General features: G+C 61.0%; 19 protein-coding genes. 4 read left to right on the top strand and 15 right to left on the bottom strand.

Annotated elements, in window-relative coordinates:
* Nucleotides 1-166 precede the first annotated feature (166 nt).
* From TQ29_RS07140 to TQ29_RS07110, 7 genes are all read right to left on the bottom strand, one after another.
* Nucleotides 167-754 (bottom strand): lytic transglycosylase domain-containing protein, encoded by a 588-nt coding sequence (locus TQ29_RS07140; protein WP_235974388.1) that lies wholly within the window; start codon nt 752-754, stop codon nt 167-169.
* Between the two features lie 159 nt (nt 755-913).
* Complete coding sequence (locus TQ29_RS07135; protein ID WP_054538596.1) at nt 914-1,249, bottom strand: DUF736 domain-containing protein; 336 nt, start codon at nt 1,247-1,249, stop codon at nt 914-916.
* Nucleotides 1,233-1,820, bottom strand: coding sequence for a S26 family signal peptidase (locus TQ29_RS07130; RefSeq protein WP_082386568.1), 588 nt, complete (start codon nt 1,818-1,820; stop codon nt 1,233-1,235). The genes TQ29_RS07135 and TQ29_RS07130 overlap by 17 nt, the downstream gene beginning before the upstream one ends.
* Nucleotides 1,817-2,335 (bottom strand): DUF2840 domain-containing protein, encoded by a 519-nt coding sequence (locus TQ29_RS07125; protein WP_082386567.1) that lies wholly within the window; start codon nt 2,333-2,335, stop codon nt 1,817-1,819. Before TQ29_RS07125 ends, TQ29_RS07130 begins: the two co-directional genes overlap by 4 nt.
* Nucleotides 2,332-3,420, bottom strand: coding sequence for a replication initiator protein A (locus TQ29_RS07120; RefSeq protein ID WP_082386566.1), 1,089 nt, complete (start codon nt 3,418-3,420; stop codon nt 2,332-2,334). The genes TQ29_RS07125 and TQ29_RS07120 overlap by 4 nt, the downstream gene beginning before the upstream one ends.
* Nucleotides 3,421-3,439: 19 nt before the next feature.
* Nucleotides 3,440-3,724: an AlpA family transcriptional regulator gene (locus TQ29_RS07115; RefSeq protein ID WP_054538595.1), complete on the bottom strand. Its 285-nt coding sequence runs from the start codon at nt 3,722-3,724 to the stop codon at nt 3,440-3,442.
* Between the two features lie 493 nt (nt 3,725-4,217).
* On the bottom strand, nt 4,218-4,970 hold the full coding sequence (locus TQ29_RS07110; RefSeq protein ID WP_054538594.1) for a hypothetical protein: 753 nt from the start codon (nt 4,968-4,970) through the stop codon (nt 4,218-4,220).
* A gap of 92 nt (nt 4,971-5,062) precedes the next feature.
* Here TQ29_RS07110 and TQ29_RS07105 point away from each other — a divergent pair, with 92 nt between their 5' ends.
* Entirely contained in the window at nt 5,063-6,172 is a 1,110-nt protein-coding gene (locus TQ29_RS07105; RefSeq protein ID WP_054538593.1) for a cyclic GMP-AMP synthase DncV-like nucleotidyltransferase, read from the top strand.
* Nucleotides 6,169-6,843, top strand: a complete 675-nt coding sequence (locus TQ29_RS07100) for an SEC-C metal-binding domain-containing protein (RefSeq protein ID WP_054538592.1) — start codon at nt 6,169-6,171, stop codon at nt 6,841-6,843. Before TQ29_RS07105 ends, TQ29_RS07100 begins: the two co-directional genes overlap by 4 nt.
* A gap of 102 nt (nt 6,844-6,945) precedes the next feature.
* Here the strand turns inward: TQ29_RS07100 and TQ29_RS07095 are convergent, their stop codons facing one another.
* The 6 genes from TQ29_RS07095 to TQ29_RS07075 form a co-directional block, all read right to left on the bottom strand.
* Nucleotides 6,946-7,452 carry a DUF2285 domain-containing protein gene (locus TQ29_RS07095; RefSeq protein ID WP_162231817.1) on the bottom strand — a complete coding sequence of 169 codons (507 nt, stop codon included), beginning with the start codon at nt 7,450-7,452 and terminating at the stop codon, nt 6,946-6,948.
* Entirely contained in the window at nt 7,343-7,714 is a 372-nt protein-coding gene (locus tag TQ29_RS21285) for a transcriptional regulator domain-containing protein (protein WP_369817377.1), read from the bottom strand. Before TQ29_RS21285 ends, TQ29_RS07095 begins: the two co-directional genes overlap by 110 nt.
* 104 nt (nt 7,715-7,818) lie before the next feature.
* Nucleotides 7,819-8,100 (bottom strand): DNA -binding domain-containing protein, encoded by a 282-nt coding sequence (locus TQ29_RS07090; RefSeq protein ID WP_054538591.1) that lies wholly within the window; start codon nt 8,098-8,100, stop codon nt 7,819-7,821.
* A gap of 88 nt (nt 8,101-8,188) precedes the next feature.
* Entirely contained in the window at nt 8,189-8,437 is a 249-nt protein-coding gene (locus TQ29_RS07085) for a helix-turn-helix domain-containing protein (RefSeq protein WP_054540357.1), read from the bottom strand.
* A 261-nt stretch (nt 8,438-8,698) separates the two neighbouring features.
* Nucleotides 8,699-9,100 (bottom strand): single-stranded DNA-binding protein, encoded by a 402-nt coding sequence (locus TQ29_RS07080; protein ID WP_054538590.1) that lies wholly within the window; start codon nt 9,098-9,100, stop codon nt 8,699-8,701.
* Between the two features lie 557 nt (nt 9,101-9,657).
* On the bottom strand, nt 9,658-10,074 hold the full coding sequence (locus tag TQ29_RS07075; protein ID WP_054538589.1) for a hypothetical protein: 417 nt from the start codon (nt 10,072-10,074) through the stop codon (nt 9,658-9,660).
* 690 nt (nt 10,075-10,764) lie between these two features.
* On the opposite strand from TQ29_RS07075, the gene TQ29_RS07070 reads away from it, so the two are divergent.
* Together TQ29_RS07070 and TQ29_RS07065 are read left to right on the top strand one after the other, a co-directional pair.
* A complete protein-coding gene (locus TQ29_RS07070) occupies nt 10,765-11,574 on the top strand; it encodes a hypothetical protein (RefSeq protein WP_157445539.1) in 810 nt (269 codons plus the stop codon).
* Between the two features lie 95 nt (nt 11,575-11,669).
* Nucleotides 11,670-12,509, top strand: coding sequence for a leucine-rich repeat domain-containing protein (locus TQ29_RS07065; RefSeq protein WP_054538587.1), 840 nt, complete (start codon nt 11,670-11,672; stop codon nt 12,507-12,509).
* A gap of 226 nt (nt 12,510-12,735) precedes the next feature.
* On the opposite strand, the gene TQ29_RS07060 is transcribed toward TQ29_RS07065, so the two are convergent.
* Nucleotides 12,736-13,671, bottom strand: a complete 936-nt coding sequence (locus tag TQ29_RS07060; protein ID WP_054538586.1) for a DUF2493 domain-containing protein — start codon at nt 13,669-13,671, stop codon at nt 12,736-12,738.
* A gap of 330 nt (nt 13,672-14,001) precedes the next feature.
* A complete protein-coding gene (locus TQ29_RS07055; protein WP_054540356.1) occupies nt 14,002-15,039 on the bottom strand; it encodes a toprim domain-containing protein in 1,038 nt (345 codons plus the stop codon).
* Nucleotides 15,040-15,130 lie beyond the last annotated feature (91 nt).

Genomic DNA, 15,130 nt, shown 5'->3' with positions numbered 1-15,130 from the left:
ACGACCGACCGCCATGCACGCGAAAACGCCAGTCCTGTCAGGGACTTGCGGCATTCGTGGCATGCCCTTTTATCTTGCGCATCTCCCTTCCCGCCCGCTGTCCGAGCACGCCCTGCCGCCGACTCTACGACACGGCCCGCCAGAGCCCGCAAAACCGCGATCACGCTCATGGCAGTGTCTCCACGCCGGGCCGGACAACGAAAATGCCGGAATTGGGGCCGACCGGACCCGTTTCGCGGGGCGGTCGATCTGCATCCGGGCTGCCGCCATTTTGTTGTGGATGATCCGCCGATCTGTCGGTGAACAGCGCCGCCTCTCGCCAATCGGCGACGGTTGCGCGGTTCGGCAGCGGCGCCGTTCCGTCCATGCGCGGGGCCAGCATCGCGACATAGGCGCGGGTTTCGGCGGGCAGCGGACGGCCCTCCGAGAGGTATGCATCGTACCGCCCTGGCCCCGCATTGTAGGCGGCAAGCATGCCGCCGACGGTGCCATAGCGATCAAGCATGGCGCGCAGATAGGCTGTGCCCGCGAGGATGTTGTCGCGCGGACCGAACGGGTCCGCGCCGAGACCGTGGTCCTGCCGTAAGACGGCCCATGTTCCGGGCATGACCTGCATCAGCCCCATGGCCCCGGCCCGGCTGACGACGCCCGGATCGCCTGCGCTTTCGACCTGCATTACGGCACGGATCCAGTGCTCCGGGATCGCGAAGCGCGCAGAGGCTTCGGCAATGGCGGCCGTATAGGGATCGCGCATCGGATCGCGTAGAACGGTCGGTGCTTCCGCGAGAGCCTGACCGCTGACCGGCCCCGTCGCGGCAAGGCCGGAAAGAAGAAACGCAGCGAAGACATGAACGATGCGGGGTCGCTCAACCGTTCTCCGATTGCTGCGCTTTTGGCTGATCGGCGACATCGCTCACGCCGCCCCGTTGCGCTTCGGCGCACGGGTCCATTGCAGCGACCAGACCGAGCTCTCGCCGTTGCGGAAAAGGTTCGCGCGGATCGGTTGCGCCAGCATCGGATCGTCGATCAGCACCGAGAAATACTCCCCGGCCTTCTCCCCGGTGCGCGCCCAGGCCGCGCCGATTTCACGGGCGAGGTCGCCGTCACCGTGAAACAGGCGGTAGTCGGGTGCGTTCTCGACTTCGGTCGGCTCGGCCTTGCTCAGAGTGATCTCGAGGTCGAGTGTGAGTGTTCGGACGTAGCCGGCAAAACCGGATTTCGTGCGGGTGAATTCACCGATCTGGGGCATGGCGTGCCTCCTTTCTGTTGTTGTGCGGTGTGGGATCCGGATGCGCCGACCCTGCGATGGCACCGTCGACGGTCCAAAGCGGCGTTAGCCGGGCGGTGATCGCGGTACGGGGCAAGGGGCCGAAATACCGCCCGTCGAGGCTATCCGGCGCATCCGGGTTCATGAGGAAGACTTCGCCAGCGCCTAGCCGATGACAGCCTTGCCAGATAGGCAGGTCGCGGCGGTTCCGGTCCTGCGCGAAGGCATGGCCAAGAAGGACGTAGTCGACGATGATCCGGTCACCCGAGCGGCAGACTAACGCTCCTTCAAGCGCAACGACATGCTTGAGCAGCGGCACGCCGCGCGGCAGGTAATCCCGCGCTTCGAGATAGTCCGAAAGCGCCGGAGGCGGCTGAACGGCCACCAGATCGCCGATGGTCACGGCATCGGCGGGCAGAGCGCGATAGAGCCCGATGGGAATACTCGCGCTGGCATTCCACAGCACGCGCGGCGACCAGGTAGCAAAGGCGGGCAGGACGATCAGGGTGACCGACAGGGTCGTCGCCCAGACGGGGATGTGCCGCGCTTTCATGGCCCGAGGCTCCGCCGCTTGAGCCAGGCCCGGTGCTGGAAACGCGTATAGGCATGGCCCGGTTGCGCGGCGGCCAGGCGATTGTGCAGGTGCCGCCAGTAGTCCGGTGACACATCCGCCGGATCGATGCCGAGCGCCTTGATGGCGTCGACAGCCTGCAACACGCGCTCAACCTTGGGCCAGCCATGGGTGGAGAGCAGCAAGGTCCCTCCCGGCCACATATAGGGCAGCGTTTGCATGGGGGTTCCGGGCCGTGCGGCCCTCAGGATGTCGAAGCGCGAGAGGACCGTGCCATAGGCGTTGGCCGCCCAACGATTGACCCCGAAGACGGCGCCTGGCGCGAAGCCGAAGCGGCGCCGGTGATGATCAATGCGCTCTTCGCAGACTGGATGACCGAAGCGGACCCACTGTTCGATCTGGCCCTCTTTCCAGGTCAGCTCGACGAAGGTCAGGTCGCCTGCGCTACCGATACTCTGTGCATCAACGTGGCGCGGTTCGGAGCGGATCGGGCTCATGTCGTCGTCCTCCTCGACGTGCCGAGAGGTCGCTCGGGCCTGTCATTCCGAGGGCCCGTGTCGAGGGATTGAGTACGTCCGCGTGCGGGCTTGTCCCCAGCGAGGGCAGCGCAACAAGAGTTAGATTCTGAGTTAGAGTCTAAGTTACGGCCCCGAATTCTGTCTTCTTTTGAGATGGATGAACCTGAACCGGGTTCCCAATAGCACGAGGGTCCGGTTCCCGATGGCACGATACCGGGGGTTCCCGATGGCACGAGCCCGTCCACAGCGTGTCCACAGGGCTCGAAGGCGAGCAGTCGTCGCCCCCGCGCCTCGATCTCGAGCGCCAGGCGATAGCCCGGCAGGGGCTGGCGGCGGATGATCTGCCGCAGTTCGAACGCGAACCGTTTGAAGGGTGACAGGCTGCCGGATTTGACGTGAAGGTGCCGGAGTTCGAACCGCCACCCTGCCCTTTGGCGGCCGCCATGCTTGCGCACCAGCCGGTATAGCCAACGATCGAGGCCACCGGTCAGGTCGAAGTAGGCGCGGTCGATGGTCAGGATCAGCGCGTCATCGAGGACCGCCCGGTAGAACCAGTCCGGCACGATCAGCTCGATCCCGTCGGGGCGGCCGCTGGCATCGGTCCGTTCCTGCCACTCGTTGATCCAGGAGAACCGGTGACGACGTCCTTCGGCGGGCTGGCGGATCGAGGTGCAGACCGTCGTTGATTGCAGCCGGTCCAGCGCGGCCTTCAACCGATGATAATCGCGGGCCGAAGTGCCCCGACCGATGAAGGTGAGAATTTGGTAAGGCGTCGCCGCCATGAGCCGCGATGTGCGAAGCCCGGCGTCGCGCGCCTCGACGATCTGACTGGCCGCCCAGATCAGGATATCGGCGTCCCAGATCGTGGCCATCCCATGATCGGCCACGGCCTCGACGCGGATTTCAACACCGCCCGCCGCGAACTCGATGGGCCGGGTGCGATGGCTCTTGGACAAGGAAAAGAAGGGAAAGGACATGAGATCCTGCGCGTCCCGCACGGCGAATTCGCCCGGGAGGGCATGGAACAGATCGAGTTGGCCGCGTTCTGATGCGTTGCGGGACATTGGAGCTGCCTCGACCTTATCAGCGGAAGGCTCGACCCGCAGGCGGGGTCGCGCTCAGCACGTGGCGCTTTGCGGGCAGCACACGGCCTCCGCGCGGATCGGACGTCGAGGTCACGGCACCGCGCTGGACCCAGGCTTCGAGGTCCTCGATCGAATAAACGACGCGCCCACCGAGCTTGTGATACGCCGGACCAGTGCCATAGGTGCGGTGCTTCTCGAGAGTGCGGGCCGACAGGCTGAGAAATTGCGCGGCCTCCTTGGTGCGCAGATAGCGCGGCGGCAGGGGAGCGTGATCGGGTCGCATGGAAGGCCTCCGTGGGGTCCGTGAGGCCGCCGGTCATTGGCGGCTGATTAGGGCCACGATGGCGAAGTGCGACGGGTGGGATGGAGTGCGAAGATGGAGGTGCGGAAAACGCACACCACGATCTATTCTAGACATGATGGCAGATGTTCTGGAGGGCAACGATACATGAGACTTGAACGGCGGCAGTCCTCGTGCTGCGCTTGTTCAGATGCCTATGGTGCCAGTTCGCTGACGCGAGAACCCTGCAAGTCGGGCGGATAGCTGCTTGTGACGCTGCGGCATCGCATTCGTAGAAATCCAGGATAGCTGCCGTTCGCCACCTCCTCCGAGGGGGCAACGATGCACATCAAACAGCCTTCTGCAAACAGCGCGCTCCAGGGCTCAGTATGAACAGCCCAAAACCGCCCTTCGTGACAGACAAATCATGCATACGGCTTACATTGATAGCGGCATTGGCCGAAATGCTGTCATCTGGCGGCGCATGCTATGCCAGTTACTTGGTCAAATTTTCGCTGTGTTCCTGCGCGTATTGCTGGAGAGACTTGTGTTCGTCGCCTTTCGTAGTGAGCATAGCGAGCTCTAAGATGCCAGCCGTGTTGCGTCCTGTCCGCCATGCGCGCTTCGTCCAGTAGGTCCCCTCTGCACGGCGATAGTCCTCGGCGACCAACTCCAGGTCTGCGGCCCCGAGGTGTGCCTCCTCATCGGTGATCGCGTGGTTTGGTGTCTGCTGCCGGTAAACATATGAGAGATGTATCCGACCCGTATGCTGGTTCCTCCACGGCTTTGCCGTGATCGAAAAGGACTCTCCGTTGGTGGAACTCAAGCCAGCTCGAACCTGAAATTTGAAGAGCGAGTTAGTGAACCTGACCGCCATTGCGTCCTGTTGCTCCGGAAGGTCGTGGAGTTCCTGCTCCGTCGTCCTGTCCTCGGATTGCGCCGCCTCGACCAACCTCTTGATGGTCGGCCAGTTGGAACTCGTGCTACCCACCCAAACGCCATTCAGATCTGGGAACCAGTTGTTCAGCTTCGGGATCAAGCGCCAAAGAATGCGCCAGGGTGCCCAATAGCCGGTCGGACCGAAGAAGCCGCCGAGGATGAGCAGCACCCCGAGAGGCAGGTAGCGAACGACATATCGATCCGGTATCGGCACCCCGGTCAATCGCTGCACTTCGTCGGCGTAGACGGCGAACATCGTGACCAGGGTGAGGCCTCCCCCAATCCATTTCCAAGGTAGCAGCGGATACACGATTCGTTCTCCGATTCGAAACTTTGTCTTGGCCCTTGAACGGCTGGGCCGGATACCCCACATCTAACCCCACGGCAGAGTGAGGGCGCAAGATGTATGATTTCTCGAAGCGAATTTCCAAGTTCCATCAAGACCAAGTTAGGCTGACGAACGGCCAGCGGGCAGATATGCGGCGTCGGCGCGAAACCAACCTTGAGCGGATCGAGAAAGGGCTGGAAGAGACCAACAAACCGTCCCTTGCCGAGACTATCAATCAGGGTGGTTACGCGCAGAAGACGATGACGCAGCCTCCGGAGAACGACGAGGAGAGCCGCTACGACATTGATCTTGGTGTGGTGTTCGAAGAGGACGATGCCGCCGGACCGAGGACGACCCGTAACTGGGTCAGGGACGCCATCGCCCGCAAAGCGACCAATCTGAAGAACGAACCAGAAACTAAGAAGAAGTGCGTCCGCGTCGTATACGCGGACGGGTATCAGTGCGACTTCCCTGTCTTCCGCCGTAAATGGTCCGAAGTGGGTTGGAAGTATGAACTGTCGTCGGGCGACGAATGGGTCAGTTCTGATCCTGCCGCGATGAACAAGTGGATCGAGACGACGGTGTCGGCGAAGAGCCCGGAGACGTCGGGAAGCTATCAGCTTCGTCGGATCATCCGGTTGGGCAAGTTCTTTTCGAAGACTCATTCAAGTCGGCTGAACCGGAAATTCCCCGGCGGCCTTGTAGCCACTGCCCTCTTCATCGAAGCCTACACCTCCGTGGATGGCCGCGACGACGAGGCCTTCCGGGAGACGCTGCGGGCGCTGTCCAACCGGTCCAGGTATTCCCCGGTTTACGCCAATGGAATCCAGGTCTCCGATGACAAGGACACCGACCGGATCGGGCGTCTGATCGATCAGGCGGAAGAGTCGGTCAAGGAGCTCGACAAGCTCGACGCCGACGACGCGACGGACACTGATGCCAATAAAGTCTGGAAGAGTGTCTTCCGCCACAGCTTCTTCGAAGAAGAGACCAAGGAAGCGGCAAACAGTGCTTCTGCCCCCTTGGAGAAGAAGAGCGCGCTCGGGGCAGCGGGACTGGCCGCGCCGTTTTTGGCCTCACAGGCAGCGGCTGCCCTCTCGGACAGCGACAAGCATTCGCGGATGGAGGCGGCAGTGAGCGCCCGGAAAGAAAGCGGGAGTGGCGGCAAACCTTGGTCGAAGTGACAATTTCGGACGATTTCTATTCTGAGGTCCAGCAAGCAGTCGCCAAGCATCAGCCGGAGCTGTCCGTGTCGAGGACGGATAGCTCAATCATCCTCGAGGGGCGGTTCCTAGTCTATGGCAGCGATGGCCCGATAGACTCGTCTAACGGGGTCTTTGATTCCTACGCAATCAGAGCCGAAGTGACCGAGCTATTTCCAGCGCAGGAGCCGGTGGTATTTGAGATTGGAGGGCGCATCCCAAAGATAGTGGATCGCCATATCTTCCCGAAAGATGGGGACTGCTGCCTCGGTGTTTGGATTGAATGGCTTATGAAAGCTCCAAATCACCGGTTCGCGACTTTTCTCAATGGGCCGATGCACGACTATTTTGTCAGCCAGACGTACTACGAGACCCACGGCGTGTGGCCCTTCGGTGAAAGATCACATGGAAAGCTCGGTGTGCTAGAAGCATATGGGGATCTTCTCGGAGTTCCCCCAGACGAAAAGACTATCTCAAACTACTTGCAGTTGCTGTCGCGGCAGAAAATAAAGGGACACGTGCTTTGTCCCTGCGGAAGCGGAAGAAGGCTCCGGCAGTGTCATAGTGACGCTCTACAGCGTCTTAGCCAGCAAATACCAACCTTCATGGCGATGCGCATGTATCGCTCAATTGCGCCCGCAAGGGCTTCCTGACGGCGCAAAAGAGAGAAGTGGCATCAGTGCTAGTTCCACAAAAACTATCGAAAGACCTTTCGTCGTGGCGCAGAGGGAGGCCACGGAGCCCTTGTCGGGTTGTCATCGACGCACGCTCCTCGAACGCAGCAGCACTCGATACCCGCCGTCAACCAATTTCCGCGCGTCGCGCAGCAACGCCATGACCGCGAAGCGCTCCGGCGCGCTTTGCCACTCGTCCCGGCTGACCCGAGATAGCCGAAAGACCACCTCGGCGATCTCGCGCTGCGACGCGCCGGCCACGCGCCCGTCAAATGCCTGCAACATGCGCTTGGCGCGCAGTCGTTTCTGGCGGGTAAGGCGCTTGTCGGCAGGAAACGCTCTGCCGTGAAACTGCGCGAGCAACCTGTAGATAGCGTCGAGACGTGCAAAGGAGTCTTGATCGAGCGGCACGATCGCCACGAGCGCCTTGGCATCAGGATCTTCTTGCAGAAGCTGCAGGCGATGCAGTTCACCGGCATCAAGAAGATGGTGGAGTCCTTCTTGGGCGTGTCTGGTTGTCCCTGTGGGCAGGATCGTCGGTGAGGCCGCGTTGTCCAGGACCTCCGGAACCTTCTGCAGCACGACCACCGAGGGATCGATGCGAGGATGCCAGAGCGCGCAGGCTTTTGGAGCCGGGAGCTTTGGATTGGCCGCGAAATCGTAACCCCCATTTGTCGAGGAGCGCTTGCCTCAGAGACGCGTCGTCCGGTGCGGCCTTGGAGAGGGTCGCGTAGTCTTTTGCGTAGTGCTTGTTGCGGCGCAGCCATTCCCATGCCAGATCAGATGCGCCAAGGCGCTCGACGTAGTCGTAATCGGCCGTGGAACGCCAGCCGGACTGATCCGACGGCATGACAAATCCCGTTCGCCAACTTCTCTGAAACGCCGGAAACTATACACGTACTGATTGATTTTCAGGAGTCTGGGCCAGCCGGTATCGGCGGGTTTCGGCGTGACTCAGCCGGTCGGGCCGTCACCACCGCTCTTGAGCAGTTCACGATAGCCGTGTTCGGTCATCCAGCGCGCTCGGGCAAGATGACTATCATAGACGCCCCTGCAGCGCTGGGGTTCCGCTTTCGGATCAAGGCCGAACAGGACTTCGACTACTTCCCGCCAATCAGCACCTTCCTCGGCAGCATCGAACAGGCGGAGGTATAGGACCATGTGTGATCGGTCATACTCGGTCAGCGTGTCGCTGTCCGGTGGCGCATCCAGAAATGTCGTCTCGCCCTGTGCCATGTCCCTACAGGATCGCAGAAACGACCCCCCTCCCGAAGTTGCCTTTTCGTACAGGCGCGCCACCGAAACCCACGTCAACCGGCTACGATCACTTGGCCTTTTCCGCCTTGTTCAAGTCGATCAAGACGCCTTCACCCTTGTCCGAACGCAGAAAGGTGATGCCTGCATCCTCGAACACCCGGCGCACCTGATCTTCGGTCGACTCGTAGACACGAAGATCCTTCTCGGACTCGAGCCTTTTCAGTGCGGTCAGTGATACCAGGGCCTTATCGGCTAGCTCCTGCTGCGTCCATCCCAGCAATGCGCGCGCGGCCCGTGATTGTCGGGCGGTGATCATGATGATCACCTCCCACCCGGCCATTCACACATGCCAGAACTGCGACTATTTTAGTCGCATTCCCCGGGGCTTGCCAGTGATCATCGCGGTCAGCGGGCGTATCGGGCACCGGATCGCGTGGGAGCCGACCGAAGCGCGACTCACTGCCAATCCGGCCGCGGCGCGCGGCGGGATGTCGCCGAATGATACGAATTGTGATCGGGGGCGGACAGGACCATCGGAGAAACCCGGCGGCTCGCGCCGCCGGGTTTCACTGCGGGGTCAGGACTGGTCTTCCTCATCGTCGATTAAGGAGGGCTCCTCGTCCTCGGTCTGCTTGGCCTTGGTCAGGAAGTCGACCGTCTCGGCGATGATCTCGCAGCCGTAGCGGTCGACCCCGGCGGCATCGGTCCACTTGGTGTAGTGGATGCGACCCCGGACCAGGAGCTTCATCCCCTTCTCGCAATACTGCTGGACCGTTTTGCCGAGGCCGTTGAAGCAGGTGATGCGGTGCCATTCGGTGTCCTGGACGCGGTAGCCGTTCTCGTCGCGGACGACCCGGCCTTCGGAATAGCGCGGGCGGGAGGTGGCAAGGGTGAAGGAGGTGATCGAGGTGCCGCCCTGGGTGGTGCGGGTCTCGGGGGACTGGCCGATGTTGCCGGCGAGGATGACGATGTTCTGCATGGTATGTCTCCGTTGCTTCATCCGGAGGGACCGTCCCTCCGATGAGGCCCGTCAAAGACCGCGGGACGTGGCCTGCACGGACGCCCCCGGCGTCCGCTCGACCCCCAAGGCGGGACGGTGGCGCGGGCAGGCGTGGCACACGCCAACACGGGTCCCGCCGCGCGGGGTTGCTGGCCTCGGACGGACGGGCTTAGGGGATCAATCAGGAGGAGGGACAGGTCTTCTCGGGGGAGCGCCAACGGGGACGCAGTACCGAACAATCTTCCTCGCGAATGGCAACCAGAGACCCCAGATCACGCACCCAAAGGCGATGAACCTCTCACCTACCCTGATACCTGCCACCATTGTGCGTATCCGAAGGCCAGAGACCGCGGGCAGACCCAAGCGCATCCGGCACCGTTCGCAGCATCACCTGATGCAAGGGGTCGACAGGTCAGAGGCCCTGTCACGAGAGAGGGATGTTTCTGGGCCCCGGCCTGCGCGCACCCAAGGACCGCCGCAGCACGGGTCGGAACCGCCCCTGCGACGACACGAAGAGGTTCGACGGCAACCAAGGTCTACGGGTCGAGAAGCCCCTGCCCCAAGGCATTGAGGTTAATCATCGCCGCAACCGCCACGACTGCGCCGCAGCCGCCGCAGATCAGCGTCAGCATCACACCCGGCTCGAGCGCATGTTTCGCGACGCCATGAGCCAGCGCATAGCCCGCCACGGCGGCGGGCACCGCAAAGAGACCAAGCGCCCCGAGGCGGAGGAAGGGGTTTCGGGCGAAGCCGAGAATGGCGATCACAAGCGCGACGGATGCAGCAGCCCCCGCCAGGCCGGCAAGGAAGGACAGGCCGAAACCGGCACCGCCACCATGAACCTGCAGGAACGCGGCGGTCCCGGCCATGACCGGCAGTGCGAAGATCGCGAAGCGAAAGGCCAGCAGGCCAAGAGCGATGGACAGAGAAATAGCCAGAAGAACAAGCGACATGGACGCCTCCAGGGGTCGGTGACTGTGGGGTTCACGACAGGCTGCCCGAATGTGCGCACCGCCTGCGACTATGCTGCTTCGCCGGTTCTGCTGTTTGGATTATGCCCCAATTCCATGTGCTGCCCAAGCCGAGCATCATACAGAAGCGGACCTTCGCGCATGATCCAGCCAAGGACGGCAGTGCGGGACAAAGTGAACTTTCGCTGCGGCTGCGCCCATGTAGGCTTCAATGAAAGCCGTTCAACGAACCGTTATATTCTTAGGGTTTGCGAAAGCGCAGATAGAAGGGCGTGCAGTTAAGGCTAGCCGGTTCGACGGTCTTGTCAGATACAAGAGCAGCAGCGTAGGGTGCTCCGGAACCGCGTTCAATGACAAGATAGCGGTAAGGCTCTCTTATCGGTGTTTTGCTTCGGAAGTGCCGGTAACGAATAAGCAATAAGGACTAAACAACTATGCACGACCTCGTTTTGCTTACCTTCGAAAACGAGGATTTCATTCGCTGCATAAGCCTTGATGACGCGCTTGCGAAGGCGATATCTCACAAAGAAACAGAAGGGCGTATCCGGGTAGAAGTTACACCTGCAGGTGGAGGCAGGATGACGGTTCTTGATTTTGATCGTAGCTCACTTGACTGGATCCCTGTAACTTCAACAGACGGAAATCACTCGTAGATTCCTCAGGAGAACTCGGTTGTTTAAAAAATTTCGAAAGACCTCTCCTCAGACACCGGAAGGCTACGCCGAGGGCCAACGTCTTTTTGACCTTGGCGTTGCCGCAGCGGCCCAAGAACATTTTCACGATGCGTTTCTGCTCTACTCAGCTTCGATTGAGGCCTGCCCAAATCCCGCCCCTTATCTCAATCGCGCAAGAGTTTTGGTAAAAAAGATTCGCCACAAAGAAGCGCTTGACGATCTCTGGCAGGCGCTGCGCTTAGATCAAGAACAAAATCAAGAGATGATCAGCGAGATAGAGGCCGATATCAAAGAAGTATCCCCCTACGTGGAAAACTATCGGAACGGGACAAGGGAAAAACTGGTTGAAGATTTCCGTGCCCACAATGAATCATTCTCCGACTTGCGGTATGTCGCACAACGCATTTGGGGGGTAACTTTCAGGGGCGCTGGAAGCGAGTATGAGCCATATCGCCACCCACTTTCAGAATACCATTTCTTCAACGAATTGGACAATGTCGCGCGATTTGAAGACCCCGATGTCTACCCGGAAGCCAAAGAGTTTCTTGCGCTCTACCCTGCGAGATTCATCGCTCAAAAGGTGAATGGCCCTGTTGATTTCGCAGCATACTCCCACTCGGAAGCCTTGCTCAACATGTTTCTATGTTCCTACGACGAACCTGACATGCGCCAGCTGCGGCGCTTGATGCTTTACGACATCCATGAATACCTTTTGCGCCGTGATTACGGTGACCAACTTTGGTCGATGACAAATCCGCAGCCAGAGGTCGTTCAATCGGCAGCGGATTTTTTGAGCCAAGAGAGCTAGCGCAAACGGATCGATCCCTTGGGTTCAGCTGTGCAAGTGTAACCAAAAGAGACAGGCCACTCGGCCCGTTCAAAAAATTACTGTGAGAAAAAAGTATGTGGCCCTTTTCAAAAACGAAATCCAACAGTGAAATACATCCCCTGATCAAACAGTTCAGCGCACTAATGGAGAATGCCAAATGTCTGGAGTGGTTTGAAAATGTAGCTGGCGGTTGGAATATGGGGCTTCCCCTTGATGTCGCATTCGAAGTCCAAGAAGCCATCAACCTGTCATATACGATCACCTCTATGGCGGGGGTGAGTTCATCGGCGCTTGTCGATGCTGCCAAGAGCGGCGACTATACAGCAATCAATAACAAGCTGCATCGTAGCAGCAGCGCCCTCAACGAACGTGCCGTAGATACGTCTCGCAACTTCAGCCGCATCATTGAGTGGGCAAATGACCACAACCTGCCTCAACTTCAGCGCTTTGATGCAACTTTCTACAAGCAGGCTGGAGTGCCCCGGAATGTTCGTGATCTCAACAATTTGCGTTTCTTGTTGGTGACCGAAGGCCATGGGATCACGGAGATCCCGGCCGAAATTGCAAAACTTCCCTTGCTCCAAGGCATCTGCATCACAAACAACAAGATTACCGCCATTCCGACCGAACTATACCATTGCGTATCGCTGCAGAGGCTTGACCTTGAGGACAATCAAATCAGCCGGGTGGAAGATGGAATTCATAGGCTCGCGGATGTAAATGCGATCGACCTGAGCGGAAATAGGCTGACTCATGTCACGCCTGACATCTCTCGGATGCGATCACTTAAGAAGCTCGATATCCGCAACCAGAAAACGGAAATCGACATGATGCGTGCGAACGACACCCCGCTTTCAGACGCAAGCTTAACAGCTCTTTATGATCTGGTTGGAACCATCGATGTGAAGTATTGAGGCTAAAAGTCCTTGTGAATAGTCCAGTGCTAGAGCTCAAAAAACAAACCCAGTTCAAACCCCACGAAACGGTCTAATGTCTTTGGTTTCTCCGTGATTGCAGACATCCGTGCATCCTGCAGCATTCAGTAGGTTTGGGCTCGAACCGGCAGTTTGCTGCGATGGGCATGAACGTCCGGTCTGACGCGGTAGCCGCATGATGTGCATGTCGAGAAGAAAGCAGCGCTCACGCGCCGCCCTCATGCTTCAGGACCGGAATGCCCAGCTTGCGCGCCTTGTCGGCGAGGTTCTCCTGGATCCCTGTGCCCGGGAAGACCAGGACCCCAATTGGCAGGACGTCCAACATCGCGTCGTTGCGCTTGAATGGGGCCGAGCGGCCGTGCTTGGTCCAGTCGGGCCGGAAGGCAACCTGCGGCACCTTGCGGTGATCGGCCCATCGGGAGGCGATGAGTTCCGCGCCCTTGGGTGACCCGCCGTGCAGCAGCACCATATCCGGGTGCTTGGCATGGACGCGGTCCAGCCGCGCCCAGATCAACCGGTGATCGTTGAAATCCGCCCCGCCGGTCACGGCCACCTTGGGACCTTCGGGCAGAAGCAGTTGCGTCTCGGCCCGGCGACGGGCGGCGATGAAATCCCTGCTATCGATCATCGCGGCGGTCAGGTTGCGATGGCTGACGCGCGAGCCGGTCCGGGGGTGCCAGGGCTTGCCGAGGTGATGTTCGAAGCCTTCGGCGGCGAGGTCACGGAAGAGTTCCAGCGCTGTGCGCCGTTCGACCATGCTCTGCCCCTCGGCCACGAGGCGTTCGAGTTCGAGGGATTTCACCTCGGAGCCGTCCTGCTCCCGCTGCAGCCGCCGCTGCGCCTGTTCGTTGTCGTCGAGCTGCCGCTCGGCGCGGACCAGCGCGCGGTGAAAGAGGTTGACGGCGCCCCAGAGCAGTTCGTCGAGATCGGGCTCGAGCCGCGTGTCACCAAGCGTCGCGACAAGGGCGTCGAGGATATCGGCGACGGCACCGGCGATCTGGTCGCCCTCGGGCAAGGGGCGCGGATCGGGTTCATCCTCGTAGGGGCGCCAGCCGTAGAGCTGGAGTTCGGTCAGGACATGGGCGGTCGAGGACGTGCTGTGCTGCGGCTCATGGGCATCGGTTTCGGGATCAAGGGTCATCTGCGGGTTCCTTCCTCGGGGGAGCCGCGCGCCACACGCGGCCTTCGTGGCAGGAACGCGCCCACGGGCGGGACGGCCTGGCAGCCCGAGCCTTTCGCGAGGGCCTTGATGGCCAAACCCGGCTATTTTGCCTCGCGATGCAAAGCGCCCCGCCGGGGCGTGGCGGAAAATAGCCGGAGCGCGGCCATTGCCGGGCCGTCCCGATTGTGGGCCTCCTGCCCTCTGAGAAGGCCGTGCGCGCCGGCGTTTCCCGTTGACGGGACCCGGCGCGGGAAAACCCTCCGAAAGCGACGCCGTGAGCCGTCCAGCGCCAGAGAGATTGCCGACCTGTCACACCGGCACGAACCGCGCGGCGTCCTCGGCGTGCAGTTGAAGCCGCAGCCGCGATTGCAAGGCTACCAGACCATAGCGCCGGAGATCATCGTTGAAGTCGGCCAATCGCGGCGTGAGGGTCAGAGCTTCGATTCCGGCCTCGGCTGCGCGTGCCTCAAGTCGATCCCTCGCCGCCGCGCCTGCGGGATCACGGTCGCGCAACACGTAGAGCCGCCGCAAGCCAGCGGGAAACTGGATGGCGGCCAGGTGCCCCGATGACAGAGCCGCGAGGGCCGGCATGTCTGGCAAGGCCGAGCGCACGGAAAGAGCCGTCTCGATCCCCTCACCCGCGACGAGCACGTCACCGGGCGCGCCGAACCGCACTCCGTTTCCGAGCAAGGCGCCCATCGCGCGCCGCGGCGTGTCGACATCTGCCTTTGCGCTCCCGTCCGGGCGTAGCCAGGTGCGGTGGGTCCCGGTCTGCCGGCCTTCAAGATCGGTGATGGCAGCGAGCATGGCCGGAAGCCGCGCAACTGGCCCGCCGCCCTCCGGCCGGTAGTAGCAGGCGGGATGGAACCGCAGGCCTGGCGTTTGGTCAATCGCTCCGATGCCACGCCCGCGGAGATAGGTTTCCACTGGAGTTTCGCGGATCGGCGCACCCATTGCGAACAGACGCCGCGCCGCTTCCTGAGATCCTGTGGCAGCCGGTGTCTGTGACCGTGGAGAATGCTGTCGATCCGGGTCGGGCAAAGGCAGGCTCAAGAAACGTCGGGCCTCAACGGCAACGTCCTTGAAGTCGACCAAGCCGCAGGTTTCGCGGATGACATCGAGCAAGTCGCCATGCTGCCCCGTGGCCGCATCTGTCCATTTTCCGGCAGCACGGGTGCCGGTGGCTGGCCCGGACAAGCGAACGAACATGGACCGCCCAGTGGTGTTCTGAACATCACCAACCAGCCAGTAATGGCCCTGCTTCCGTCCGTTCGAGAGATAATGCCGGCACACCGCCTCGGCATTTTCGGCAAGCTGGCGCGAGAGATCGGCGGCGGAGCTTGTCATGTCGACCTCCATCAGGCTTGGACGAAATCAGGGGCCCGCCATGACTGACGGACCCCTGTGTTAGGAACCTAGGTGGAAGGTCCCGTGCTGC

The organism is Actibacterium sp. EMB200-NS6, assembly GCF_001305615.1.
GTDB lineage: Bacteria > Pseudomonadota > Alphaproteobacteria > Rhodobacterales > Rhodobacteraceae > Actibacterium_A > Actibacterium_A naphthalenivorans.
Note: the sequence above shows the minus strand (reverse complement) of the source record. Positions and strands in the feature narration are given on the sequence as shown.